The organism is Streptomyces sp. NPDC007971 (assembly GCF_042958635.1).
Classification (GTDB): domain Bacteria; phylum Actinomycetota; class Actinomycetes; order Streptomycetales; family Streptomycetaceae; genus Streptomyces.
Map to the genome: position 1 here is coordinate 372,963 of NZ_JBIBJK010000005.1, position 17,575 is coordinate 390,537.

Below are 17,575 nucleotides of genomic sequence, written 5' to 3' on the forward strand. Positions count from 1 at the left end.
TCATACGGATCCCTTCAGCGGTCACTCGGACCCCCTCAGCGGTCACTCGGACCCCTTCTTCGTTCACGCGGATCCCTTCAGCGGCAGCCGGACGCGCAGGCACCACGTGCCGTCGGACGCGCCCGCGTGCGAGGTGCCGCCCAGCAGCCGGACCCGGTCGGCGATGCCGCGCAGGCCGTGGCCGCCGCCGGGGCGCGGAGCGGGGCGGGCGCCGAGGGGGTTCTCGACGGTGATCTCCAGATGGCCGTCCGCGGTCGAGATACGGAGGCCGACCGGCTCGCCGGAGTGTTTGAGGGCGTTGCTCAGGCCCTCCTGCACGATGCGGTACGCCTCCCGGGAGACCAGCGGCGGCAGGGCGGCGGGATCGGTGCCGACGGAGGCGGTCACGCGCTGCCCGCCCGCCCGGGTCCGGCGCAGCAGCCCGTCCAGGTCGGCCGCCAAGGTCGGCGCGGGCGCGGTGCCCGGCCCGTCGCCGTCGCGCAACACGCCCAGCACCGCGTCGAGTTCACCGACCGTGCGCCGGGTGGTGTCCTCGATCGCGGCGAGCGCCTCGCGGACGAACTCCGGATCGGTGTCGAGGACCCGCCGGGCGGCGCTCGCCTGGAGGGTGACGGCGCTGAGCGCGTGGCCGACGGAGTCGTGCAGTTCGCGGGCGAGCCGGTTGCGTACGGCGAGGTCGGCGGCGCGGGTCTCGGCCGCGGCGAGCCGGTCCTCGGGCGTGGGCCCGAGCAGGGCGGGCGCCCAGCGGGCGAGCAGGGTTCCGCAGCCGGCGGCACAGGCGGCGAGGGCCGGCAGCATCGCGAGGCCCGCGACCGCTGACAGGGCCTGCGCCCAGGGGTGATCGAGGAACTCGGGCACCCCGTGCGGAGTGCCGCGCAGCCAGGAGAGCAGGGGCAGCACGATGAGCGCGACCGCGAACGGCGGAAGGGCCAGTGACATCCCGGAGACGATTCCGCCGAGCCCCAGATGCAGCGTGAACCAGCCCGCCGTGCGCCTCCGTTCGGCCCGGGTCCGGGCCGGGCCGTGGGCGAGGAGATCCGCCTCGACGCCGCACAGCGCGCGGGCGGCGCCGACCTCCAAGGGCCGGGTCAGCGGGAAGAGCGAGGTGACGGCGGCGATCGGCAACCCGAGGGCGAACGAGCCCAATTGGAGGGGCAGGGACCCGAAGACGTTGTCCACGCCGGTGAACGGCCCCACGATCACGGAGCCGACGAGCGTGTACGGCACGGCGAGCGCGCCGCCGAGGATCAGATGGATCCAGCGACGGCGGGCCCGCCCGCCGAACAGGAACCGCAACGCCTCGGTCACCGGGGAGCCTTGGCGGACCCGTCCGCGAAGTGGTGGGCGGCGACGCTGGCCACGAGAAAGCCGACGATCATCTGAACAGCGTAGGTGAGACGCGTCGCCGGTGCGGGGCGGTCGGCGAGGTCGTGGGACGTCCCCGGGGCGGCGAGCGGCACGGCGATGGTGACGGCCCGCGGCAGAGGGCGTCGCCGCGAGTCGGTGACAGGTGCGGCCGCAGGGGCAGCGGTCGAGGAGGTCATGCTCCAACGCTGCCCTGGCGCCGGGCGGGTCACTTCCTGCGTGACGACGATCCGTCTCCGCCGTTCGGGGGAGACACCGGGCCCGGCGACTTCAGCCTCGCCCCCGTCGTGGCGGAATCAAGTGTCGTCGGCTCCTTCGATCCGCCGCGACGGTGAGTGACCACAGCGACGGTGGGCGGAGGTGCCGTCACAGCCCGGCCGGGCCGCCCCCCGAACCGCTGCGGGTCACAGCCTCCGGGTCGCCAGGGTCAGCCGGTCCCGTGCGTCGAACAGGGCGTCCTTGATCATCTGCTCGTGGGCCGGGGTCAGGCGTGCCACCGGGACCGAGCAGCTGATGGCGTCGCGCGCGGGGGTGCGGTACGGGATCGCGACGCCGAAGCAGCGCAGGCCCAGCGTGTTCTCCTCGCGGTCGACGGCGAAGCCCTGCTCGCGGACCTGGTGCAGTTCCTCGATGAGCTTCTCGCGGTCGGTGATCGTGTGCTCGGTCAGCGCGGGGAGGGTCTCCGGCAGGAGCTTGCGGACCTGCTCGTCGGTGTGGGTCGCCAGCAGCGCCTTGCCGAGGGAGGTGGAGTGGGCGGGCAGGCGCCGGCCGACGCGGGTGAAGGGGCGCAGGTAGTGCTGCGACTGACGGGTGGCCAGATAGACGACGTTCGTGCCGTCGAGCCGGGCCAGGTGGATCGTCTCGGTCGTGTCGTCCGAGAGGCGGTCGAGGGTCGGGCGGGCGGCCGCCACCACCTCGTCGCCGTCGATGTAGGACGTGCCGACCAGCAGCGCCCGCACCCCGATGCCGTAGCGCGTGCCCGTGGCGTCCGTCTCCACCCAGCCCAGCTCCACGAGCGTGCGCAGCAGCATGTACAGGCTGGACTTCGGGTAGCCCACGGCCTCCTGCACGTCCGCGAGGGAGTGCATCCCGGGCCGGCCCGCGAAGTACTCCAGCAATTCCACGGTCCGTACCGCGGATTTGACCTGCGCTCCGCCGCCTGTCTCGCCTGCCGACATCGCCCTTGACCCCTTCGTTCGACGACGACCTGGATATATAGTCTCCGAGCAGCGTATTCATCATCAGAGACAGCGTTCAGTATATCGAACGCGGCTGATGGTTGACCTCGAATGTGCGGCCTTACTTGGAGGGATCCGCGGTGGCAGCAGCACCAGTCTGGAGTGTCGACCCGCGTACCGGGAAGCAGCGTGAACAGGTTGCGGTGGAGGCCACAGCCCAGGAGGTGGACACGGCCGTCAGGGCCGCACACGCCGCCCGGGCCGCGCTCGCCGACCGCCCGGTCCGCGTCGCCTTCCTGCGCTCGGCAGCCGCAGGCCTCGACGCGGCCCGCGCCGGCCTGGTGGAGGCCGCCGACGCCGAGACCGCCCTCGGCCCGGTCCGGCTGACCGGCGAACTCGCCCGTACGACCTACCAGCTGCGGGCCTTCGCCGACATGGTCGACGAGGGCGCCTTCCTGGACGTCATCATCGACCACCCGGACGACACCGCCACCCCGCCCATCCCGGACCTGCGCCGTTACAAGGTTCCGCTGGGCGTCGTGGCCGTCTACTCCGCCTCCAATTTCCCCTTCGCCTTCTCCGTCGCCGGCGGCGACACCGCGAGCGCGCTGGCCGCGGGCTGCCCGGTGGTCGTCAAGGCCCACCCCGACCACCCGGCCCTGTCCGAGCTGGTTGCGAAGGTGCTGCGCCGGGCCGCGGCCGAACACGGCATCCCCGAGGGTGTCGTCGGCCTCGTGCACGGCTTCGCCGCGGGCACCGAACTGATCCGGCACCCGTACGTCGCCGCCGCGGGATTCACCGGTTCCGTGCGCGGCGGCCGGGCCCTGTTCGACGCGGCCGCCGCGCGCGAGGTGCCGATCCCGTTCCACGGTGAGCTGGGTTCGCTGAACCCGGTCGTGGTGACCGAGGAGGCCGCGGCCGAGCGGGCGGAGGCCATCGGCGCCGGGCTCGCCGGATCCATGACCCTGGGCGTCGGACAGTTCTGCGTCAAGCCCGGCCTGGTGCTGGTGCCGTCCGGTGCGGCGGGCGACGGCCTCGTCAAGGCGCTCACGGACGCCGTGAGCGACACCGAGGCGGGCGTCCTTCTCGACCACCGCATGCGGGACAACTTCGTCGCCGGTGTCTTCGAGCGCATGCAGCTGGCGGAGGTCGACTCCCCGGTGACGCCGGGTGCCGGGAGCGAGCACACGGTGAGCCCGGGCTTCCTCACGGTTCCGGCCGCGCGGCTGGCCGCGCAGGGGTCGTACGACCTGCTGCTGGAGGAGTGCTTCGGACCGGTGACCGTGGTGGTCCGGTACGAGGACGAGGGCGAGGCGAAGGCGGTGCTGTCGCGACTGCCGGGCAACCTGACGGCGACGGTCCACCTGTCCGCCGCGGAGGCCGCCGGGGAGGGACGGGGTGCCGACATCCTCGCGGAGCTGACGCCGCTGGCCGGGCGTGTGCTGGTGAACGGGTGGCCGACGGGGGTTGCCGTGGCCCCTGCCCAGCATCACGGGGGGCCGTACCCCGCGACCACCTCCACGTCCACCTCGGTGGGCGGTACGGCCGTCGAGCGGTGGCTGCGGCCCGTCGTCTATCAGGGGGTTCCGGAGGCCCTGCTGCCCAAGGAGCTTCGTGACGACAATCCGCTGGGGCTTCCCCGGCGGTTCGACGGGGTGCTGGAGCGGTAGCGCCGCAGGGGGTGCGGAGCGTCGCGGGCCGGGGATCCGTCACGGGCTGCGCGTTCGTCGCGGCCTGCCGCGCCCACGCGGCGCAGCCGCAGGCCGACGCGGCCCCGCGCCCCTGGGCCGGCTGTCGCCGGGCGGGTTCGAGTTCTGCGGCTGCGGCTGCGGCTGCGGCTGCGGGTGCGGGTTCTGCGGGTTCTCCTGGTTCGGAGGGTTGTGCGGGTTCCCGGGCCGGCTTTGCCGGGTGGGCCGAAGCTCCGCGGGCTCCCGGCGTCCCCTGCCAGAATCGGGCGATGGACATAGAGCTTCCCGAACTGCCCTTCCCGCTGCGCACCTACGGTCCGGACGGCAACTGGTCGTACGAGGGGGGTGTGCTCACCGGGTGGGCCGGGCCCCGGCAGGACCGGTTCGTCACGCCCACCGGGGAGGCTCTGGACCCCGTCTCCGACGCGCCCCGGCTGCTCGGGGCGCCCGAGGGCGACTTCCAGCTGATCGCGCGGGTCAGTGTCGGTTTCGGCGCCTCCTTCGACGCCGGAGTGCTCTACGTCCACGTGGGCGACCGGGCCTGGGCCAAGCTCTGCCTGGAGTACTCCCCGGACGTGCCCACCGTCTGCTCGGTGGTCACCCGGGGACACTCCGACGACGCGAACTCCTTCACCGTGGAGGGGAGTTCGGTGTGGCTGCGGATCAGCCGCACCGGACGCGTCCTCGCCTTCCACGCCTCCCGGGACGGCGGGCGCTGGACCTTCGTCCGGCTCTTCACGCTGGGCGAGGAGAAGGAGACCGGCGCCGCCCTGGTCGGCTTCATGACGCAGTCGCCGATGGGGGAGGGGTGCGCGGTCACCTACGACCACATCGAGTTCAGGCCCGCCTGGCCGGACGACCTGCGAGACGGCAGCTGAGCGCGAAGACCACGGCGAACAGGGCCGCGCCCGGTCCGGCCGCCATGGAACCGGGCCCGGTGCCGTCACGTCCTCCGTTGCATGATCAGTGAACGTCTGACCGGCGCCCTGGTGATCCGCACCGCCCTGGCCGCCGAGACCGAAACCATCGCCGATCTGCACGTCCGGGCCCGTTCGGCGTACTGCCCGGACGGCCTCCCGCAGGCCGACTTCGACCGCGCCGAGGACTGGCGCGCCTGCATCGAGCGGCCCGACGGGCACGTGCTCTGCGCCGTCGCACAGGGCCGGATCGCCGGCATCGCCTCCTTCCGCACGCCGGACGGCGCACCCGCGGACACGGTCAGGCTCTTCCAGTTCCATGTCGACCCGGCCCACTGGCGCTCCGGCATCGGTACGGCTCTGCACCAGGCCTGCGTGGAGGAGTGGCAGGCCGACGGCAAGCGCTCGGCCGTCCTGGACGTGCCTGCGGACGACGCCCGCGCCCAGGCCTTCTGCGCCCGCCAGGGCTGGATCGCCGACCCGCAGAACCCGCCCGCCGAGGGCGGCCACCACCTCTTCCTGCGCTTCGCCGTGCCCGGGAAGTGAGCCGGGCCCGGGGAATGAACGTCGCTGTTTGAACGTTCACGTACTGCACGGAGAGAGCCTCCGCGCCCGTACGACCTGGAGAGAACCGAACACATGCGCGTCGAGATCTGGAGCGACATCGCCTGCCCCTGGTGCTACGTGGGCAAGGCCCGCTTCGAGAAGGCGCTCGCCGCCTTCCCGCACCGCGACGAGGTCGAGGTGGTGCACCGCTCCTTCGAGCTGGACCCGGGCCGTGCCAAGGGCGACGCGCAGCCGGTGATCACCATGCTCACGAAGAAGTACGGCATGAGCGAGGCGCAGGCCCAGTCCGGCGAGGACAACCTGGGCGCCCAGGCCGCCGCCGAGGGCCTGGACTACCGGACCCGGGGCCGCGACCACGGCAACACCTTCGACATGCACCGCCTGCTGCACCTCGCCAAGGACCGGGGCAGGCAGGACGAGCTGATCCAGATCCTGTACCGGGCCAACTTCGCCGAGGAGCGGTCCGTCTTCACCGAGGGCGACGAGCGCCTGGTGGAGCTGGCCGTCCAGGCCGGTCTGGACGCCGAGGCCGCCCGCGCGGTGCTCGCCGATCCCGCCGCCTACGCCGACGAGGTCCGCGCCGACGAGCGCGAGGCCGCCGAGCTCGGCGCGAACGGTGTGCCCTTCTTCGTCCTGGACCGCACCTACGGAGTCTCCGGCGCCCAGCCCGCCGAGGTCTTCACGCAGGCGCTGACCCAGGCCTGGGGTGAGCGTTCCCCGCTGAAGCCGGTCGACCAGGGGGATGGCCAGGCGTGCGGACCGGACGGGTGCGCGGTGCCGCAGCACTGAGAAACCGCAGGTCGGAGCGGACGTATAAGCACTGCTGAGACGATCCACGCAAAAATCCGCAATGGACTGGGACTTCATGGGGCCGCAGAGTGGACCCCATGGAGACCACGGAGACGTTCGACAGCCTCGTCCGCGCCGAGTTCGCCCCGCAGAACACCTACCTGAACACCGCGAGCGGCGGCTTGCTGCCCGCTCGTACCGTCGCCGCGCTGCACGAGGCGGTGGCCCTCCGGGCGCAGGGCAGGCCCCTCGATCCGCTGTTCGAAGACGTCGAGCTGGCCCGGGCCGCGTTCGCCCGGCTCGCCGGAGTGCCGGTGACCCGGGTGGCGGCGGGACCCTCGGTGTCCACCCAGACCGCTCTGGTCGCCACCTCCCTGCCCGCCGGCGCCGAAGTCCTGACCGCCGAGGACGACTTCACCTCGGTCGTGAACCCCTTCTACACCAGGGGCGACCTCAAGGTGCGGGCCGTCCCGCTGGAGCGGCTCGCCGAGTCCGTGCGGCCCGGCACCGCACTCGTCGCGGTCAGTGCCGCCCAGTCCGCCGACGGCCGGATCGCCGACCTGCCCGCCCTGCGCGAGGCCGCCCGGACCCACGGGGCTCGCACCTATGTCGACTTCTCGCAGGCCGCCGGCTGGCTGCCCATGCAGGCCGACGCCCACGACTTCACCGTCTCCACGACTTTCAAGTGGCTGCTGGGCCCGCACGGGGCGGCCTTCCTCGTCGTCCCCGAGGACCTCGGCGGGCTGTCCCCGCTGCTGGCGGGCTGGGTCGCGGCCGAGGAGCCGTGGAACAGCTGCTACGGCCCGGTGGCCGAACTCGCCCACTCCGCACGGCGGTTCGATGTCAGCCCCGCACTGTTCACCTACACCGGAGTGCGCCACTCCCTGACCCTGATCGAGGAACTCGGCGTGGCTGCCGTACAGTCCCACGACCTGGCCCTCGCCGACCGGTTCCGGGACGGACTCGCGGCCCTCGGCCACGAACCCCTGCCCGCCCCCGGCTCGGCGATCGTCTCGGTCCCCGGACTCGGCCACCGCCAGTCGGAGTTGAGCCGCGCCGGCATCGAGGTCTCCAACCGCGCGGGCAACCTGCGCGCGTCCTTCCACCTCTACAACACGCCCGCGGACGCGGACCGCCTGCTGGCCGTCCTGTCGGGCTGACCCCGTCAACCCCGTCGGGCCGCCTGCGCGGCCCGCCCGCACGCACCGGCCCCGACGCACGCACCGGCCCCGACGCACGCACCGGCCCCGACGCACGCACCGGCCCCGACGCACGCACCGGCCCCGACGCATGCGCCGGGGCCCCTGGTGTGACAGGTGCCGGGGCCCCGTGGTGTGACATGCGCCAGGGGCCTCCGGCTGTCGCGCGAAGGCCCCTGGAACGGAGTGGATCACCTCACCGTACGGGCGTGAAGTCCGTCGATCCGATGAACTCCGGGCGGCGCACGGGGGCGGCGAACGGCTCCACCGCCGTGTTTTCCACGCTGTTGAACACGATGAACACATTGCTGCGCGGGAACGGCGTGATGTTGTCGCCGGACCCGTGCATGCAGTTGCAGTCGAACCAGGTCGCCGAGCCCGCCGCGCCGGTGAACAGCCTGATGCCGTACTCGCTCGCCAGCGCGGTCAGCGCCTCGTCGGACGGCGTGCCCGCGTCCTGCATCTGCAGCGACTTCTTGTAGTTGTCCTCGGGCGTGGCCCCGGCGCAGCCGAGGAACGTCCGGTGCGAGCCCGGCATGATCATGAGCCCGCCGTTGGTGTCGTGGTTCTCGGTCAGCGCGATCGAGACGGACACCGTGCGCATGTTCGGCAGGCCGTCCTCGGCGTGCCAGGTCTCGAAGTCCGAGTGCCAGTAGAAGCCGCTCGCGCCGAAGCCCGGCTTGACGTTGATCCGGGACTGGTGGACGTACACGTCGGAGCCGAGGATCTGCCGGGCCCGGCCGACCACCCGCGGATCGCGCACCAGGTTCGCGAACACCTCGCTGATCCTGTGCACTTCGAAGACCGAGCGGATCTCCTTGGACTTCGGCTCGACGACGGAGCGCTCGTCGGCGCGGATCGCCGGGTCGGTGACCAGCCGGTCCAGCTCACGCCGGTACACCTCGACCTCGTCCGGGGTGATCAGCTGGTCGATGGCGAGGAAGCCGTCGCGCTCGTACGACTGGAGGTCGGCCGCCGGGATCGGGCCGGGCGTGTCCGGGGAGCCCCACAGGACCGGGTCCTTGCGGGGCACGGTCACCTCGTGGGCGCCGCGGCTGGGGTACAGGTCAGTGACGCTGGTCATGGGTGTCACACCTCCTCGGGCTCGGTGAGCAGCGGGTACACGCCGTTCTCGTCGTGGTCCTCCCGTCCGGTGACCGGCGGGTTGAACACGCAGATGCAGCGGAAGTCCTCCTTGACGCGCAGCGTGTGCCGCTCGTGCCCGTCCAGGAGGTACATGGTGCCGGGAGTGATCGTGTACGTCTTCCCGGTCTCCTGGTCGGTCAGCTCGGCCTCGCCCTCGGTGCAGACGACGGCCTCGATGTGGTTCGCGTACCACATCGACGTCTCGGTCCCGGCGTACAGGACGGTCTCGTGCAGGGAGAAGCCGACCCGCTCCTTGGCGAGGACGATCCGCTTGCTCTCCCAGGTGCCGGACCTGGCCTTCACGTGCCGGTCGGTGCCTTCGATCTCCTTGAACGATCGGACGATCACGGTGCTGTACTTCCTCCTCGGTGGATGGCACAGGCGGTCTCGGTGGCCTGTGCCACGGTCTCGGTGTTCCGTGCCGGGCGGCCCGGGCCGCCAAAGCGGTCCGCGCGGCGCGGGCGGCCCGGACGGTCCAGGTGGTCCGGGCCGCCCGGGCGGCGCGTGCTAGGCCGTCTCGCGGACGGAGCGGGCGAGGATGCTGAGACCCTCGTCCAGCTCGTCGGGGGTGATGGTGAGCGCGGGCAGCAGCTTGACGACCTCGCCCTCGGGGCCGGACGTCTCGATGAGCAGACCGAGTTCGAAGGCCCGCCGGGCGACCCGGGCGGCCCGTCCCTTCTCGTGGAACTCCAGGCCCCACACGAGCCCGCGCCCGCGGTACTCCTTCACGTCGGCGAGGTTCTCCTCGGTGATGGAGATCAGCCCTTGCTCGACCTGTTCGCCGCGGGAGCGGGTCTGCTTCTCCATGGCGGAGCCGTCGGTCCAGTACGTCTCCAGGGCCGCGGTGGCGGTGACGAACGCGGGGTTGTTGCCGCGGAAGGTGCCGTTGTGCTCGCCCGGCTCCCAGATGTCGAGCTCGGGCTTGAACAGGCACAGCGACATCGGCAGGCCGTACCCGCCGATCGACTTGGAGACCGTGACGATGTCCGGCGTGATGCCCGCCTCCTCGAAGGAGAAGAAGGCGCCGGTGCGGCCGCAGCCCATCTGGATGTCGTCGACGATCAGCAGCATGTCCTGCCGCTCGCACAGTCCGGCGAGCGCCTGGAGCCACTCCGGCCGCGCCACGTTGACGCCGCCCTCGCCCTGCACGGTCTCCACGATCACCGCGGCCGGCTTGTTGAGACCGGAGCCCTGGTCCTCCAGGAGCCGCTCGAACCACAGGAAGTCCGGCACCGTGCCCTCGAAGTAGTTGTCGAAGGGCATCGGTGTGCCGTGCACCAGCGGAATGCCGGCGCCGGCCCGCTTGAAGGCGTTGCCGGTGACGGCGAGGGAGCCCAGCGACATCCCGTGGAAGGCGTTGGTGAAGGACACGATCGCCTCGCGGCCCTTCACCTTCCGGGCCAGCTTCAGCGCCGACTCGACGGCGTTGGTGCCGGTCGGGCCCGGGAACATGACCTTGTAGGGCAGGTCGCGGGGGCGCAGTACCAGGTCCTGGAAGGTCTGCAGGAAGGAGCGCTTGGCCGTGGTCGACATGTCCAGGCCGTGGGTCACCCCGTCCCGCGACAGATAGTCGATCAGCGCCCGTTTCAGGACCGGGTTGTTGTGGCCGTAGTTGAGTGAGCCGGCACCGGCGAAGAAGTCGAGGTAGGCGTGTCCGTCCTCGTCGAACATCCGGCTGCCCTGCGCACGGTCGAACACGGTGGGCCAGCCGCGGCAGTAGCTGCGCACCTCGGACTCGACGGTCTCGAAGACACTGAGGTCGGGCTGGGTGATGGTCACGGTGAATCGCTCCTCAGAGGGCGGTGGAGGGTGTCAGCGGGCCGATGCGGTAGAGGACTTCGGGATCGTGCGGGCCGTCCGGAAACAGGTCGGCCGGGAACAGCACCTCGCGGTCGAGGTCAGCGCCGTGCCGGGCGGCGAACGAGGTGAACAGACGCTCGGAGGCCGTGTTGCCGGGGGTGATGGTGGTCTCGACGCCGGTGATCCCGTACTCGCCGGCGAGCCGGGCGGTGAGCCCGTCCAGCAGCGCGGCGGCGAGGCCGCGGCCCCTGTGGGCGGCGTCGACGGCGATCTGCCAGACGAGCAGGGTGCGGGGGCGGTCGGGCCGCACGTACCCGGTGACGAAACCGACGGGCTCGCCGTCCCTCCCGCGCGCCACCGCCGAGGTGGCGGCGAAGTCCCGGCACCACAGCAGATAGCTGTACGAGGAGTTCAGGTCGAGGGTTTTCGAGTCCTTGGCCATGCGCCACAGCGCGGCTCCGTCGGCCACCGTCGGTCGGTCTATGAACAGGTCTGCTTGTGCGGCAGTCATGCGGCACGAATTTAGCGAGGCAAATTCAGAAATGCACGGCCGAGGGGAGCGGGGTGGGAGCCGTGATCGGTGATATGTCCGAGATTTCCCACGTCGAATCAGGACAAAACATCCCTGTTGTGGAATGCGTCACAGCCCGATAAATCCATACGAATCCTTGTTGTTTAGCCTCGCAAAAAGCGGGCAGAAGGATACGGGGAGCTATCCTCCAAGGAATTCATGGGAATTGTGAATACGAATTGAATTCGAGTCGCTTATTGCCAGGCGCTGTCCGCCGCGCGGCGCGCCCCCTCCGGGTCCACCGTCAGCCCCCGCTCGGCGAGAGCCGTTCCCAGGGCCGACAGCGAGCGGTGCACGGCATCCGGGGTGGCGTCGTGACCGTAGTGGTTGACCCGGATCATCTCCTTGGCCAGGGCGCCCCCGCCGGCGGCGAGCGGCAGCGCGGGGTCGCTCCGAAGCGCCTGGGCCACCAGCTCCGAGGCCACGAGCCCGGCCGGGACGCGCAGGGTCGTCGCGACCGGCGCGGCCTCCCTCTGCTCGTACACGTACGGCTCCAGGCCGCCGCCCAGGGCCGCCACGCCGGCGCGCACGGCCAGCGCGGCGCAGCGGTGCCGGGACATCACCGTCGTGAGACCCGCCGCCTCGATACGCTCCAGGCACGCCTCCAGGGCCAGCATCTCCAGCTGGGCCGGGGCGTGCAGCAGGGCCTTGCGGCCGCCGTCGATCCAGCGCTCCTTCCAGTCGAGGAGGGAGAGGTAGGAGCGGCGCGGGGCGTGCGGGTTGGCCGCCATGCGGGACCACGCCCGCTCGCTCACCGAGATCGCCGACACGCCCGCCGGGCCGCCCATCGCCTTCTGCGCCCCGATCACGCACAGGTCCACCCCCCAGGCGTCCGGCAGCACCGGCTCCGCCCCGACGGAGGCGACCGCGTCCAGGTAGAACAGCGCGCCGTGCTCCCGCACCACCTCGCCGATCTCCGCGACCGGGTTGGTGTTGCCGGTCGCCGCCTCCGCGTGGACGAGCGAGACGAAGTCGGTCTCCGGGTGCTCGGCGAGGGCCGCCCGGACCTGCTCGGCGCTCACCGCCGTGTGGAACGGGACGGACAGGTCGTGCACCGTCGCACCGCAGTCCCGCAGCCAGTCGCCGAAGGTCTGCCCGTACGGGCCCGTGATCACGTTCAGCGCCGTCGTGCCGGGGCCGGCCGCGGCACGGATCGCGCCCTCCAGCGGCAGCAGCGCCTCGCCCTGTGTGATCACCACGTCCTGCCGGGTGTCCAGCAGCCGGGCCACCCGGTCCGCGATGGCGGCGAAGCGCTCGGCGGTCAGCGGGGGCAGGTCGAGGAACGGGTGGGTCACGGCGGTTGCTCTCTTCGCTCACGAGGGTCCACGGGGGCCGGCCGGGGGCCGACGGTGACGAGCGTAACTCTCGCCCTCAACCGCCCTGAGGACCGGCGAGTTCTTAGGCCGGGCAGCCTCGAAGCCATGGGTTTGGTTTGAGTAACCCAAACATCTCCTTATAATCGGAACCCACAGTTGCCCCCACAGGGAGATCCCCTCCATGAAAACGCTCCTCGGGCGCCGGACCCGCGTTCTGGCAGCCATCACCGTGACGGCCGGGCTCGCGCTCGTGGCCGGCTGCTCCTCGGACAACGGGGGGAGCGGCAAGACCACCGTCAAGGGGGTCCACCTCGCCAAGGGCGGTCAGCTGACCACCTGCACCCACCTGCCGTACCCGCCGTTCCAGTCGGAGATCGACGGCAAGGTGCAGGGCTTCGACGTGTCCCTGATCGATCTCGTCGCCAAGGACCTGGGCGTCAAGCAGCAGATCCTCGACACGCCGTTCGAGAACTTCAAGACCGGCGCGTTCCTCAACTCCGGCCTGTGCGACCTGGCCGCCGCCGGCATGACCATCACCGCCGAGCGCAAGAAGAACGTCGACTTCTCCGACCCGTACTTCGAGGCCACCCAGGCCGTCCTCGTCGACAAGGCCGGCGGGATCGACTCCCTCGCCGACGTCAAGGCCAAGGGCAAGAAGCTCGGCGCCCAGGCGCAGACCACCGGCGAGGACTACGCCAAGAGCAAGGGCTACGACCCGATCTCCTTCGAGTCCTCCGACGCGGTCCTCAACGGCCTGCGCACCGGCCAGGTCCAGGCGGTCGTCATCGACTTCCCGGTCGTCCAGGGCTGGCTGAAGGACAAGGCCAACGCGGACAAGTTCAAGGTCGTCGACAACCTCAAGACCGGCGAGCAGTACGGCTTCACCGTGAAGAAGGGCAACACCGCCCTGCGTGACGCCATCAACAAGGCCCTCAGGAAGGCCAAGGCGGACGGCACCTACAAGAAGATCTACGAGCAGTGGATCGGCCCGTACGACGCCTCCGTGGCCTCTCCCGCCGCCTCATGACCGACCTCGACGTACGACTCCAGCCGAAGAAGAAGGGCCTGACCCGGCGTCAGAAGCGTCGGTTGTCGCGGGGAATCCAGTACGTCGTCTTCGTCGCCGCCGTGATCGCCGTGGCGGTCACGGCCGACTGGGGCCGGCTGCAGAACCAGTTCGCCCAGGGCGGCATCGCCCGGCAGATGTGGCCGGACGTCATCACCCTGGCGCTGAAGAACACCGTGCTGTACACGGTCTCCGGCTTCGCCGTCGGACTGGTGCTCGGCCTGGTCGTCGCGCTGATGCGGCTGTCCTCCGTGGGGCCGTACCGCTGGGTGGCCGGCATCTACATCGAGATCTTCCGCGGCCTGCCCGCCCTGCTGATCTTCGTCTTCATCGCGGTCGCGGTGCCGCTGGCCTTCCCGGGCACCGAGATCCCCGGCGGCACCTACGGCAAGGCCGCCCTCGGTCTCGGACTCATCGGCGCCGCCTACATGGCGGAGACGTTCCGCGCCGGCATCCAGGCGGTGCCCAAGGGCCAGATGGAGGCGGCGCGCTCGCTGGGCTTCTCGCCCGCCCGCGCGATGATCTCCATCATCATCCCGCAGGCGTTCCGGATCATCCTCCCGCCGCTCACCAATGAGCTGATCATGCTCTTCAAGGACTCCTCGCTGGTGCTGCTGCTCGGTGTGACCCTGGAGGAGCGCGAACTGTCCAAGTTCGGCCGGGACCTGGCCAGTACGACCGCCAACTCCACGCCGATCCTGGTCGCGGGCCTGTGCTACCTGCTGGTCACCATCCCGCTCGGCTTCGCCGCCCGCCGTCTGGAGGCCCGGGCCCAGAAGGAGATCAAGTGACCCCCGAGATCCGTGTCCGGGACCTGCACAAGTCCTTCGGCGACAACCACGTCCTGCGCGGCATCGACCTGGAGATCGGCCAGGGCGAGGTCGTCTGCGTCATCGGCCCCTCCGGCTCCGGCAAGTCCACGCTGCTGCGCTGCGTGAACCTGCTGGAGGAGCCCACCGGGGGCCAGGTCTTCGTCGGCGGCACCGAGATCACCGACCCGGACGTCGACATCGACGCCGCACGCCGCCGCATCGGCATGGTCTTCCAGCAGTTCAACCTGTTCCCCCACCTGAGCGTCACCGAGAACCTCATGCTGCCGCAGCGCCGGGTCCTTCGGCGGGACAAGGCGAAAGCGGCGCAGATCGCCGCCGAGAACCTGGCCCGCGTCGGCCTCTCGGAGAAGGCGCAGGCCTACCCGTCCTCCCTGTCCGGCGGCCAGCAGCAGCGGGTGGCCATCGCGCGGGCGCTCGCCATGGGCCCCGAGGTGATGCTCTTCGACGAGCCGACCTCCGCGCTCGACCCCGAGCTGGTCGGGGACGTCCTCGCGGTGATGCGCAGGCTCGCCGAGGAGGGCATGACGATGATGGTCGTCACCCACGAGATGACCTTCGCCCGCGAGGTCGCCGACCGGGTCGTCTTCATGGACGGCGGCGTGATCGTCGAGGACGGAACCCCCGACCGGGTCATCGGCAGCCCCCGGCACGAGCGCACCCGCCACTTCCTGTCCCGGCTGCTCGACCCGGCCATGGCCGAGGTCGAGGAGGAGACCTCGGACCAGGTCGGCGGGACCGAGTCCTAGCTCACTGACGCAACCGGGCACCGGCTCACTAAGGTGCCGGTATGAGCGATCACGCGGTGCTGCACGTGAAGGGCCGGGTCCTGGCGGGCCCCGAGGACGTCCGCGACGAGCTGTGGGTGGTCGGGGGCCGCATCTCCTACGACCGCCCCGCCGGCGTCCGGGACATCCGGACCGTCGAGGGCTGGGCCCTGCCCGGCCTGGTCGACGCCCACTGCCATGTGGGCCTGGGCGCGGACGGCCCGGTCGACGCGGCCACCGCCGAGAAGCAGGCGCTGACCGACCGGGAGACCGGCACCCTGCTGCTCCGCGACGCGGGCTCGCCCTCCGACACCCGCTGGACCGACGACCGCGACGACCTCCCGAAGATCATCCGGGCCGGCCGGCACATCGCCCGCACCCGCCGCTACATCCGCAACTACGCCCACGAGATCGAACCGGAGGACCTCGTCGCCCACGTCGCCCAGGAGGCCCGCCGCGGCGACGGCTGGGTCAAGCTGGTCGGCGACTGGATCGACCGCGACCTCGGCGACCTCTCCGCCTGCTGGCCGCGCGACGCGGTCGAGACGGCCATCGCCGAGGCCCACCGTCTCGGCGCCCGCGTCACCGCGCACTGCTTCGCCGAGAGTTCCCTGCGCGACCTGGTCGAGGCGGGCATCGACTGCATCGAGCACGCCACCGGCCTCACGGAGGACCTGATCCCGCTGTTCGCCGAGCGCGGCGTCGCGATCGTCCCGACCCTCGTCAACATCGCCACCTTCCCGCAGCTGGCGGCCGGCGGCGAGAGCAGGTACCCGCGCTGGTCGGCACACATGCGCCGGCTCCACGAGCGGCGCTACGACACCGTGCGCGGCGCGTACGACGCCGGCATCCCGGTCTACGTCGGCACGGACGCGGGCGGCTCTCTGGCCCACGGGCTGGTGGCGCAGGAGGTCGCCGAACTCGTCACCGCGGGCATCCCGCCCGTCGAGGCCCTGTCGGCGACCAGCTGGGGCGCCCGGGCCTGGCTGGGCCGCCCGGGCCTGGAGGAGGGCGCACCGGCCGATCTGGTGGTGTACGAGTCCGACCCGCGGGCGGACGTACGCGTGCTGGCGGCGCCGCGCCGGGTGGTGCTGAACGGGCAAGTCGTGGAGTAGCAAGGGCCGGTGGAGCAACAGGGGCCGGCGGCAGAGCAACAGGAGCCGGCTGCGGAGCGACAGGAGCCGCCGACGGAGCGGCAGGGGCGGTGGAGCCGTAGGGGCGGGGGCGCACCCGAGGGGTCTGCTGAACGTGTGTGCCCGACGTTCCGAAAGCCTGTGCGGGATTTCCACGATGGGGTGAAGTAACGCAGGATTGCTGACCGTTCACCCACAGTGCGTACAGAGTTGACGGGTCCCAAGCAAGTTTCCTCTGGGGGTCCCCCGCCTTGAACAGCAACAACTTCCGCATGCCCGCACGCCGTCTCGCCGCGGTCGCGACGGTCACCGCCCTGGCCGCAGGTCCCGCGGTCCTGGGCGCTGGCGCCGCGCACGCCACCGGTGACCACGGTCGCGCCTCCGCCGTCGTGCTCCGCACCGGACTCGACGTGTCCCTGCTCAACAAGACCGTGAACGTCCCGCTCGCGGTCACCCTCAACGAGGTCCAGGCGCCCCGGAGCGCCGAGAAGACCGCGCTGACGGCCCGGCTCGACGGCGTGGCCGGCGGCAGGCCGTTCGCGGTCCTCGGTGCGGAGGCCGCGCAGTCCAGAGCGACGGTCACCAGCAGGCTCGCCGAGGGCTCGGTCCGCGTCGCCCACGCCAGGCTGCACGTCCCGGGCCTGCCCCTGCTCTCCCTCGTGGAGGTCGGCACGGTCACCGCGAAGGCGACCTGCGAGGCCGGGAAGCGGCCCGTCGCCGCGGCGAACGTCCTCGGCGCCGTCACGGTCCTCGGCAAGCGCGTCACGCTCACCGCCGGCGGCCCGACCGAGGTGAAGGTACCCGGCGTCGGAGAGGTCCGCCTCGACCTCTCCCGGCACAGCACCACATCCCGCACGGCAGCCGCCACGGCCCTGGAACTCAAGGTCTCCGTCAACCCGTTGAGGCTCAACGTGGCCGAGGTTGAAGGAACGATTACCCTGGCCAGGGCGACCTGTGAGTCACCGACGGCCCCGCCCTCCGGGCACCCGGTCCCGAGCCACGACCCGGCCGCGGGCACCAAGCCTCAGGGCTCCCGCGGCGACCTCGCGGAGACGGGCGGCAACCCGGCGACGCCGTACATCGCGGGCGGCGCGCTGGTGCTGGTCCTGGTGGGCGGCGGAGCGGTGGCGGTGGCACGCCGTCGCAGGAGCTGACGAGCACCCCACCGAAGGGCGCCGCCCGGACCGACCGACGACCATGGACGGCGCCTCACCGGCCGGGTGCCGGCCGTGTCGGACTCGGA

At 71.6% G+C, this 17,575-nt stretch carries 18 protein-coding genes; 10 read left to right on the forward strand and 8 right to left on the reverse strand.

The genetic code is table 11. From position 1 onward, the window contains the following. Positions 1–63: 63 nt before the first annotated feature. The 3 genes from ACFZCP_RS13020 to ACFZCP_RS13030 all read right to left on the reverse strand — a co-directional run bounded on the left by ACFZCP_RS13020 (position 64) and on the right by ACFZCP_RS13030 (position 2,543). Positions 64–1,308, reverse strand: coding sequence for a histidine kinase (locus ACFZCP_RS13020; RefSeq protein ID WP_391426731.1), 1,245 nt, complete (start codon positions 1,306–1,308; stop codon positions 64–66). Next, complete coding sequence (locus tag ACFZCP_RS13025) at positions 1,305–1,544, reverse strand: hypothetical protein (RefSeq protein WP_391426734.1); 240 nt, start codon at positions 1,542–1,544, stop codon at positions 1,305–1,307. Before ACFZCP_RS13025 ends, ACFZCP_RS13020 begins: the two co-directional genes overlap by 4 nt. A 225-nt stretch (positions 1,545–1,769) precedes the next feature. Next, positions 1,770–2,543 carry an IclR family transcriptional regulator gene (locus ACFZCP_RS13030; protein ID WP_361116625.1) on the reverse strand — a complete coding sequence of 258 codons (774 nt, stop codon included), beginning with the start codon at positions 2,541–2,543 and terminating at the stop codon, positions 1,770–1,772. 140 nt (positions 2,544–2,683) lie between these two features. On the opposite strand from ACFZCP_RS13030, the gene ACFZCP_RS13035 reads away from it, so the two are divergent. The 5 genes from ACFZCP_RS13035 (at position 2,684) to ACFZCP_RS13055 (ending at position 7,664) form a co-directional block, all read left to right on the forward strand. Next, positions 2,684–4,213 carry an aldehyde dehydrogenase family protein gene (locus ACFZCP_RS13035; RefSeq protein WP_391426736.1) on the forward strand — a complete coding sequence of 510 codons (1,530 nt, stop codon included), beginning with the start codon at positions 2,684–2,686 and terminating at the stop codon, positions 4,211–4,213. 287 nt (positions 4,214–4,500) lie between these two features. Next, on the forward strand, positions 4,501–5,109 hold the full coding sequence (locus ACFZCP_RS13040) for a DUF1349 domain-containing protein (RefSeq protein ID WP_362696762.1): 609 nt from the start codon (positions 4,501–4,503) through the stop codon (positions 5,107–5,109). Between the two features lie 81 nt (positions 5,110–5,190). After that, positions 5,191–5,694, forward strand: a complete 504-nt coding sequence (locus ACFZCP_RS13045; RefSeq protein ID WP_391426738.1) for a GNAT family N-acetyltransferase — start codon at positions 5,191–5,193, stop codon at positions 5,692–5,694. 93 nt (positions 5,695–5,787) lie between these two features. Then, on the forward strand, positions 5,788–6,504 hold the full coding sequence (locus ACFZCP_RS13050) for a DsbA family protein (protein ID WP_391426740.1): 717 nt from the start codon (positions 5,788–5,790) through the stop codon (positions 6,502–6,504). A gap of 98 nt (positions 6,505–6,602) precedes the next feature. Continuing rightward, positions 6,603–7,664, forward strand: a complete 1,062-nt coding sequence (locus ACFZCP_RS13055) for an aminotransferase class V-fold PLP-dependent enzyme (RefSeq protein WP_391426742.1) — start codon at positions 6,603–6,605, stop codon at positions 7,662–7,664. A 235-nt stretch (positions 7,665–7,899) separates the two neighbouring features. Here the strand turns inward: ACFZCP_RS13055 and thpD are convergent, their stop codons facing one another. From thpD to ACFZCP_RS13080, 5 genes are all read right to left on the reverse strand, one after another. After that, positions 7,900–8,787, reverse strand: a complete 888-nt coding sequence (gene thpD / locus ACFZCP_RS13060; RefSeq protein ID WP_362696768.1) for an ectoine hydroxylase — start codon at positions 8,785–8,787, stop codon at positions 7,900–7,902. A gap of 5 nt (positions 8,788–8,792) precedes the next feature. Next, entirely contained in the window at positions 8,793–9,197 is a 405-nt protein-coding gene (locus ACFZCP_RS13065) for an ectoine synthase (protein ID WP_362696770.1), read from the reverse strand. 159 nt (positions 9,198–9,356) lie between these two features. Then, on the reverse strand, positions 9,357–10,628 hold the full coding sequence (gene ectB / locus ACFZCP_RS13070) for a diaminobutyrate--2-oxoglutarate transaminase (protein WP_362696772.1): 1,272 nt from the start codon (positions 10,626–10,628) through the stop codon (positions 9,357–9,359). Positions 10,629–10,641: 13 nt separating this feature from the next. Beyond that, a complete protein-coding gene (gene ectA, locus ACFZCP_RS13075) occupies positions 10,642–11,160 on the reverse strand; it encodes a diaminobutyrate acetyltransferase (protein WP_362696774.1) in 519 nt (172 codons plus the stop codon). A gap of 254 nt (positions 11,161–11,414) precedes the next feature. Next, complete coding sequence (locus ACFZCP_RS13080) at positions 11,415–12,515, reverse strand: aminotransferase class V-fold PLP-dependent enzyme (protein WP_391426746.1); 1,101 nt, start codon at positions 12,513–12,515, stop codon at positions 11,415–11,417. A 202-nt stretch (positions 12,516–12,717) separates the two neighbouring features. Between ACFZCP_RS13080 and ACFZCP_RS13085 the strand changes: the two genes are divergently transcribed. The 5 genes from ACFZCP_RS13085 to ACFZCP_RS13105 all read left to right on the forward strand — a co-directional run bounded on the left by ACFZCP_RS13085 (position 12,718) and on the right by ACFZCP_RS13105 (position 17,486). Next, complete coding sequence (locus ACFZCP_RS13085) at positions 12,718–13,563, forward strand: transporter substrate-binding domain-containing protein (protein WP_391426748.1); 846 nt, start codon at positions 12,718–12,720, stop codon at positions 13,561–13,563. Continuing rightward, positions 13,560–14,393, forward strand: a complete 834-nt coding sequence (locus ACFZCP_RS13090; RefSeq protein WP_391426750.1) for an ABC transporter permease subunit — start codon at positions 13,560–13,562, stop codon at positions 14,391–14,393. The genes ACFZCP_RS13085 and ACFZCP_RS13090 overlap by 4 nt, the downstream gene beginning before the upstream one ends. Next, positions 14,390–15,181, forward strand: coding sequence for an ATP-binding cassette domain-containing protein (locus ACFZCP_RS13095; protein ID WP_391426752.1), 792 nt, complete (start codon positions 14,390–14,392; stop codon positions 15,179–15,181). The genes ACFZCP_RS13090 and ACFZCP_RS13095 overlap by 4 nt, the downstream gene beginning before the upstream one ends. A gap of 41 nt (positions 15,182–15,222) precedes the next feature. Continuing rightward, positions 15,223–16,314, forward strand: coding sequence for an amidohydrolase family protein (locus tag ACFZCP_RS13100; protein ID WP_391426755.1), 1,092 nt, complete (start codon positions 15,223–15,225; stop codon positions 16,312–16,314). 269 nt (positions 16,315–16,583) lie between these two features. After that, a complete protein-coding gene (locus ACFZCP_RS13105; protein WP_391426757.1) occupies positions 16,584–17,486 on the forward strand; it encodes an SCO1860 family LAETG-anchored protein in 903 nt (300 codons plus the stop codon). Positions 17,487–17,575 lie beyond the last annotated feature (89 nt).

Coding starts and splice junctions, on each gene's coding strand:
- ectA (WP_362696774.1), bottom strand. CDS start 11,160: ATGACTGCCGCACAAGCAGACCTGTTCATAGACCGACCGACGGTGGCC.
- thpD (WP_362696768.1), bottom strand. CDS start 8,787: ATGACCAGCGTCACTGACCTGTACCCCAGCCGCGGCGCCCACGAGGTG.
- ACFZCP_RS13085 (WP_391426748.1), top strand. CDS start 12,718: ATGAAAACGCTCCTCGGGCGCCGGACCCGCGTTCTGGCAGCCATCACC.
- ACFZCP_RS13050 (WP_391426740.1), top strand. CDS start 5,788: ATGCGCGTCGAGATCTGGAGCGACATCGCCTGCCCCTGGTGCTACGTG.
- ACFZCP_RS13090 (WP_391426750.1), top strand. CDS start 13,560: ATGACCGACCTCGACGTACGACTCCAGCCGAAGAAGAAGGGCCTGACC.
- ACFZCP_RS13045 (WP_391426738.1), top strand. CDS start 5,191: ATGATCAGTGAACGTCTGACCGGCGCCCTGGTGATCCGCACCGCCCTG.
- ACFZCP_RS13025 (WP_391426734.1), bottom strand. CDS start 1,544: ATGACCTCCTCGACCGCTGCCCCTGCGGCCGCACCTGTCACCGACTCG.
- ACFZCP_RS13040 (WP_362696762.1), top strand. CDS start 4,501: ATGGACATAGAGCTTCCCGAACTGCCCTTCCCGCTGCGCACCTACGGT.
- ACFZCP_RS13055 (WP_391426742.1), top strand. CDS start 6,603: ATGGAGACCACGGAGACGTTCGACAGCCTCGTCCGCGCCGAGTTCGCC.
- ACFZCP_RS13100 (WP_391426755.1), top strand. CDS start 15,223: ATGAGCGATCACGCGGTGCTGCACGTGAAGGGCCGGGTCCTGGCGGGC.
- ACFZCP_RS13030 (WP_361116625.1), bottom strand. CDS start 2,543: ATGTCGGCAGGCGAGACAGGCGGCGGAGCGCAGGTCAAATCCGCGGTA.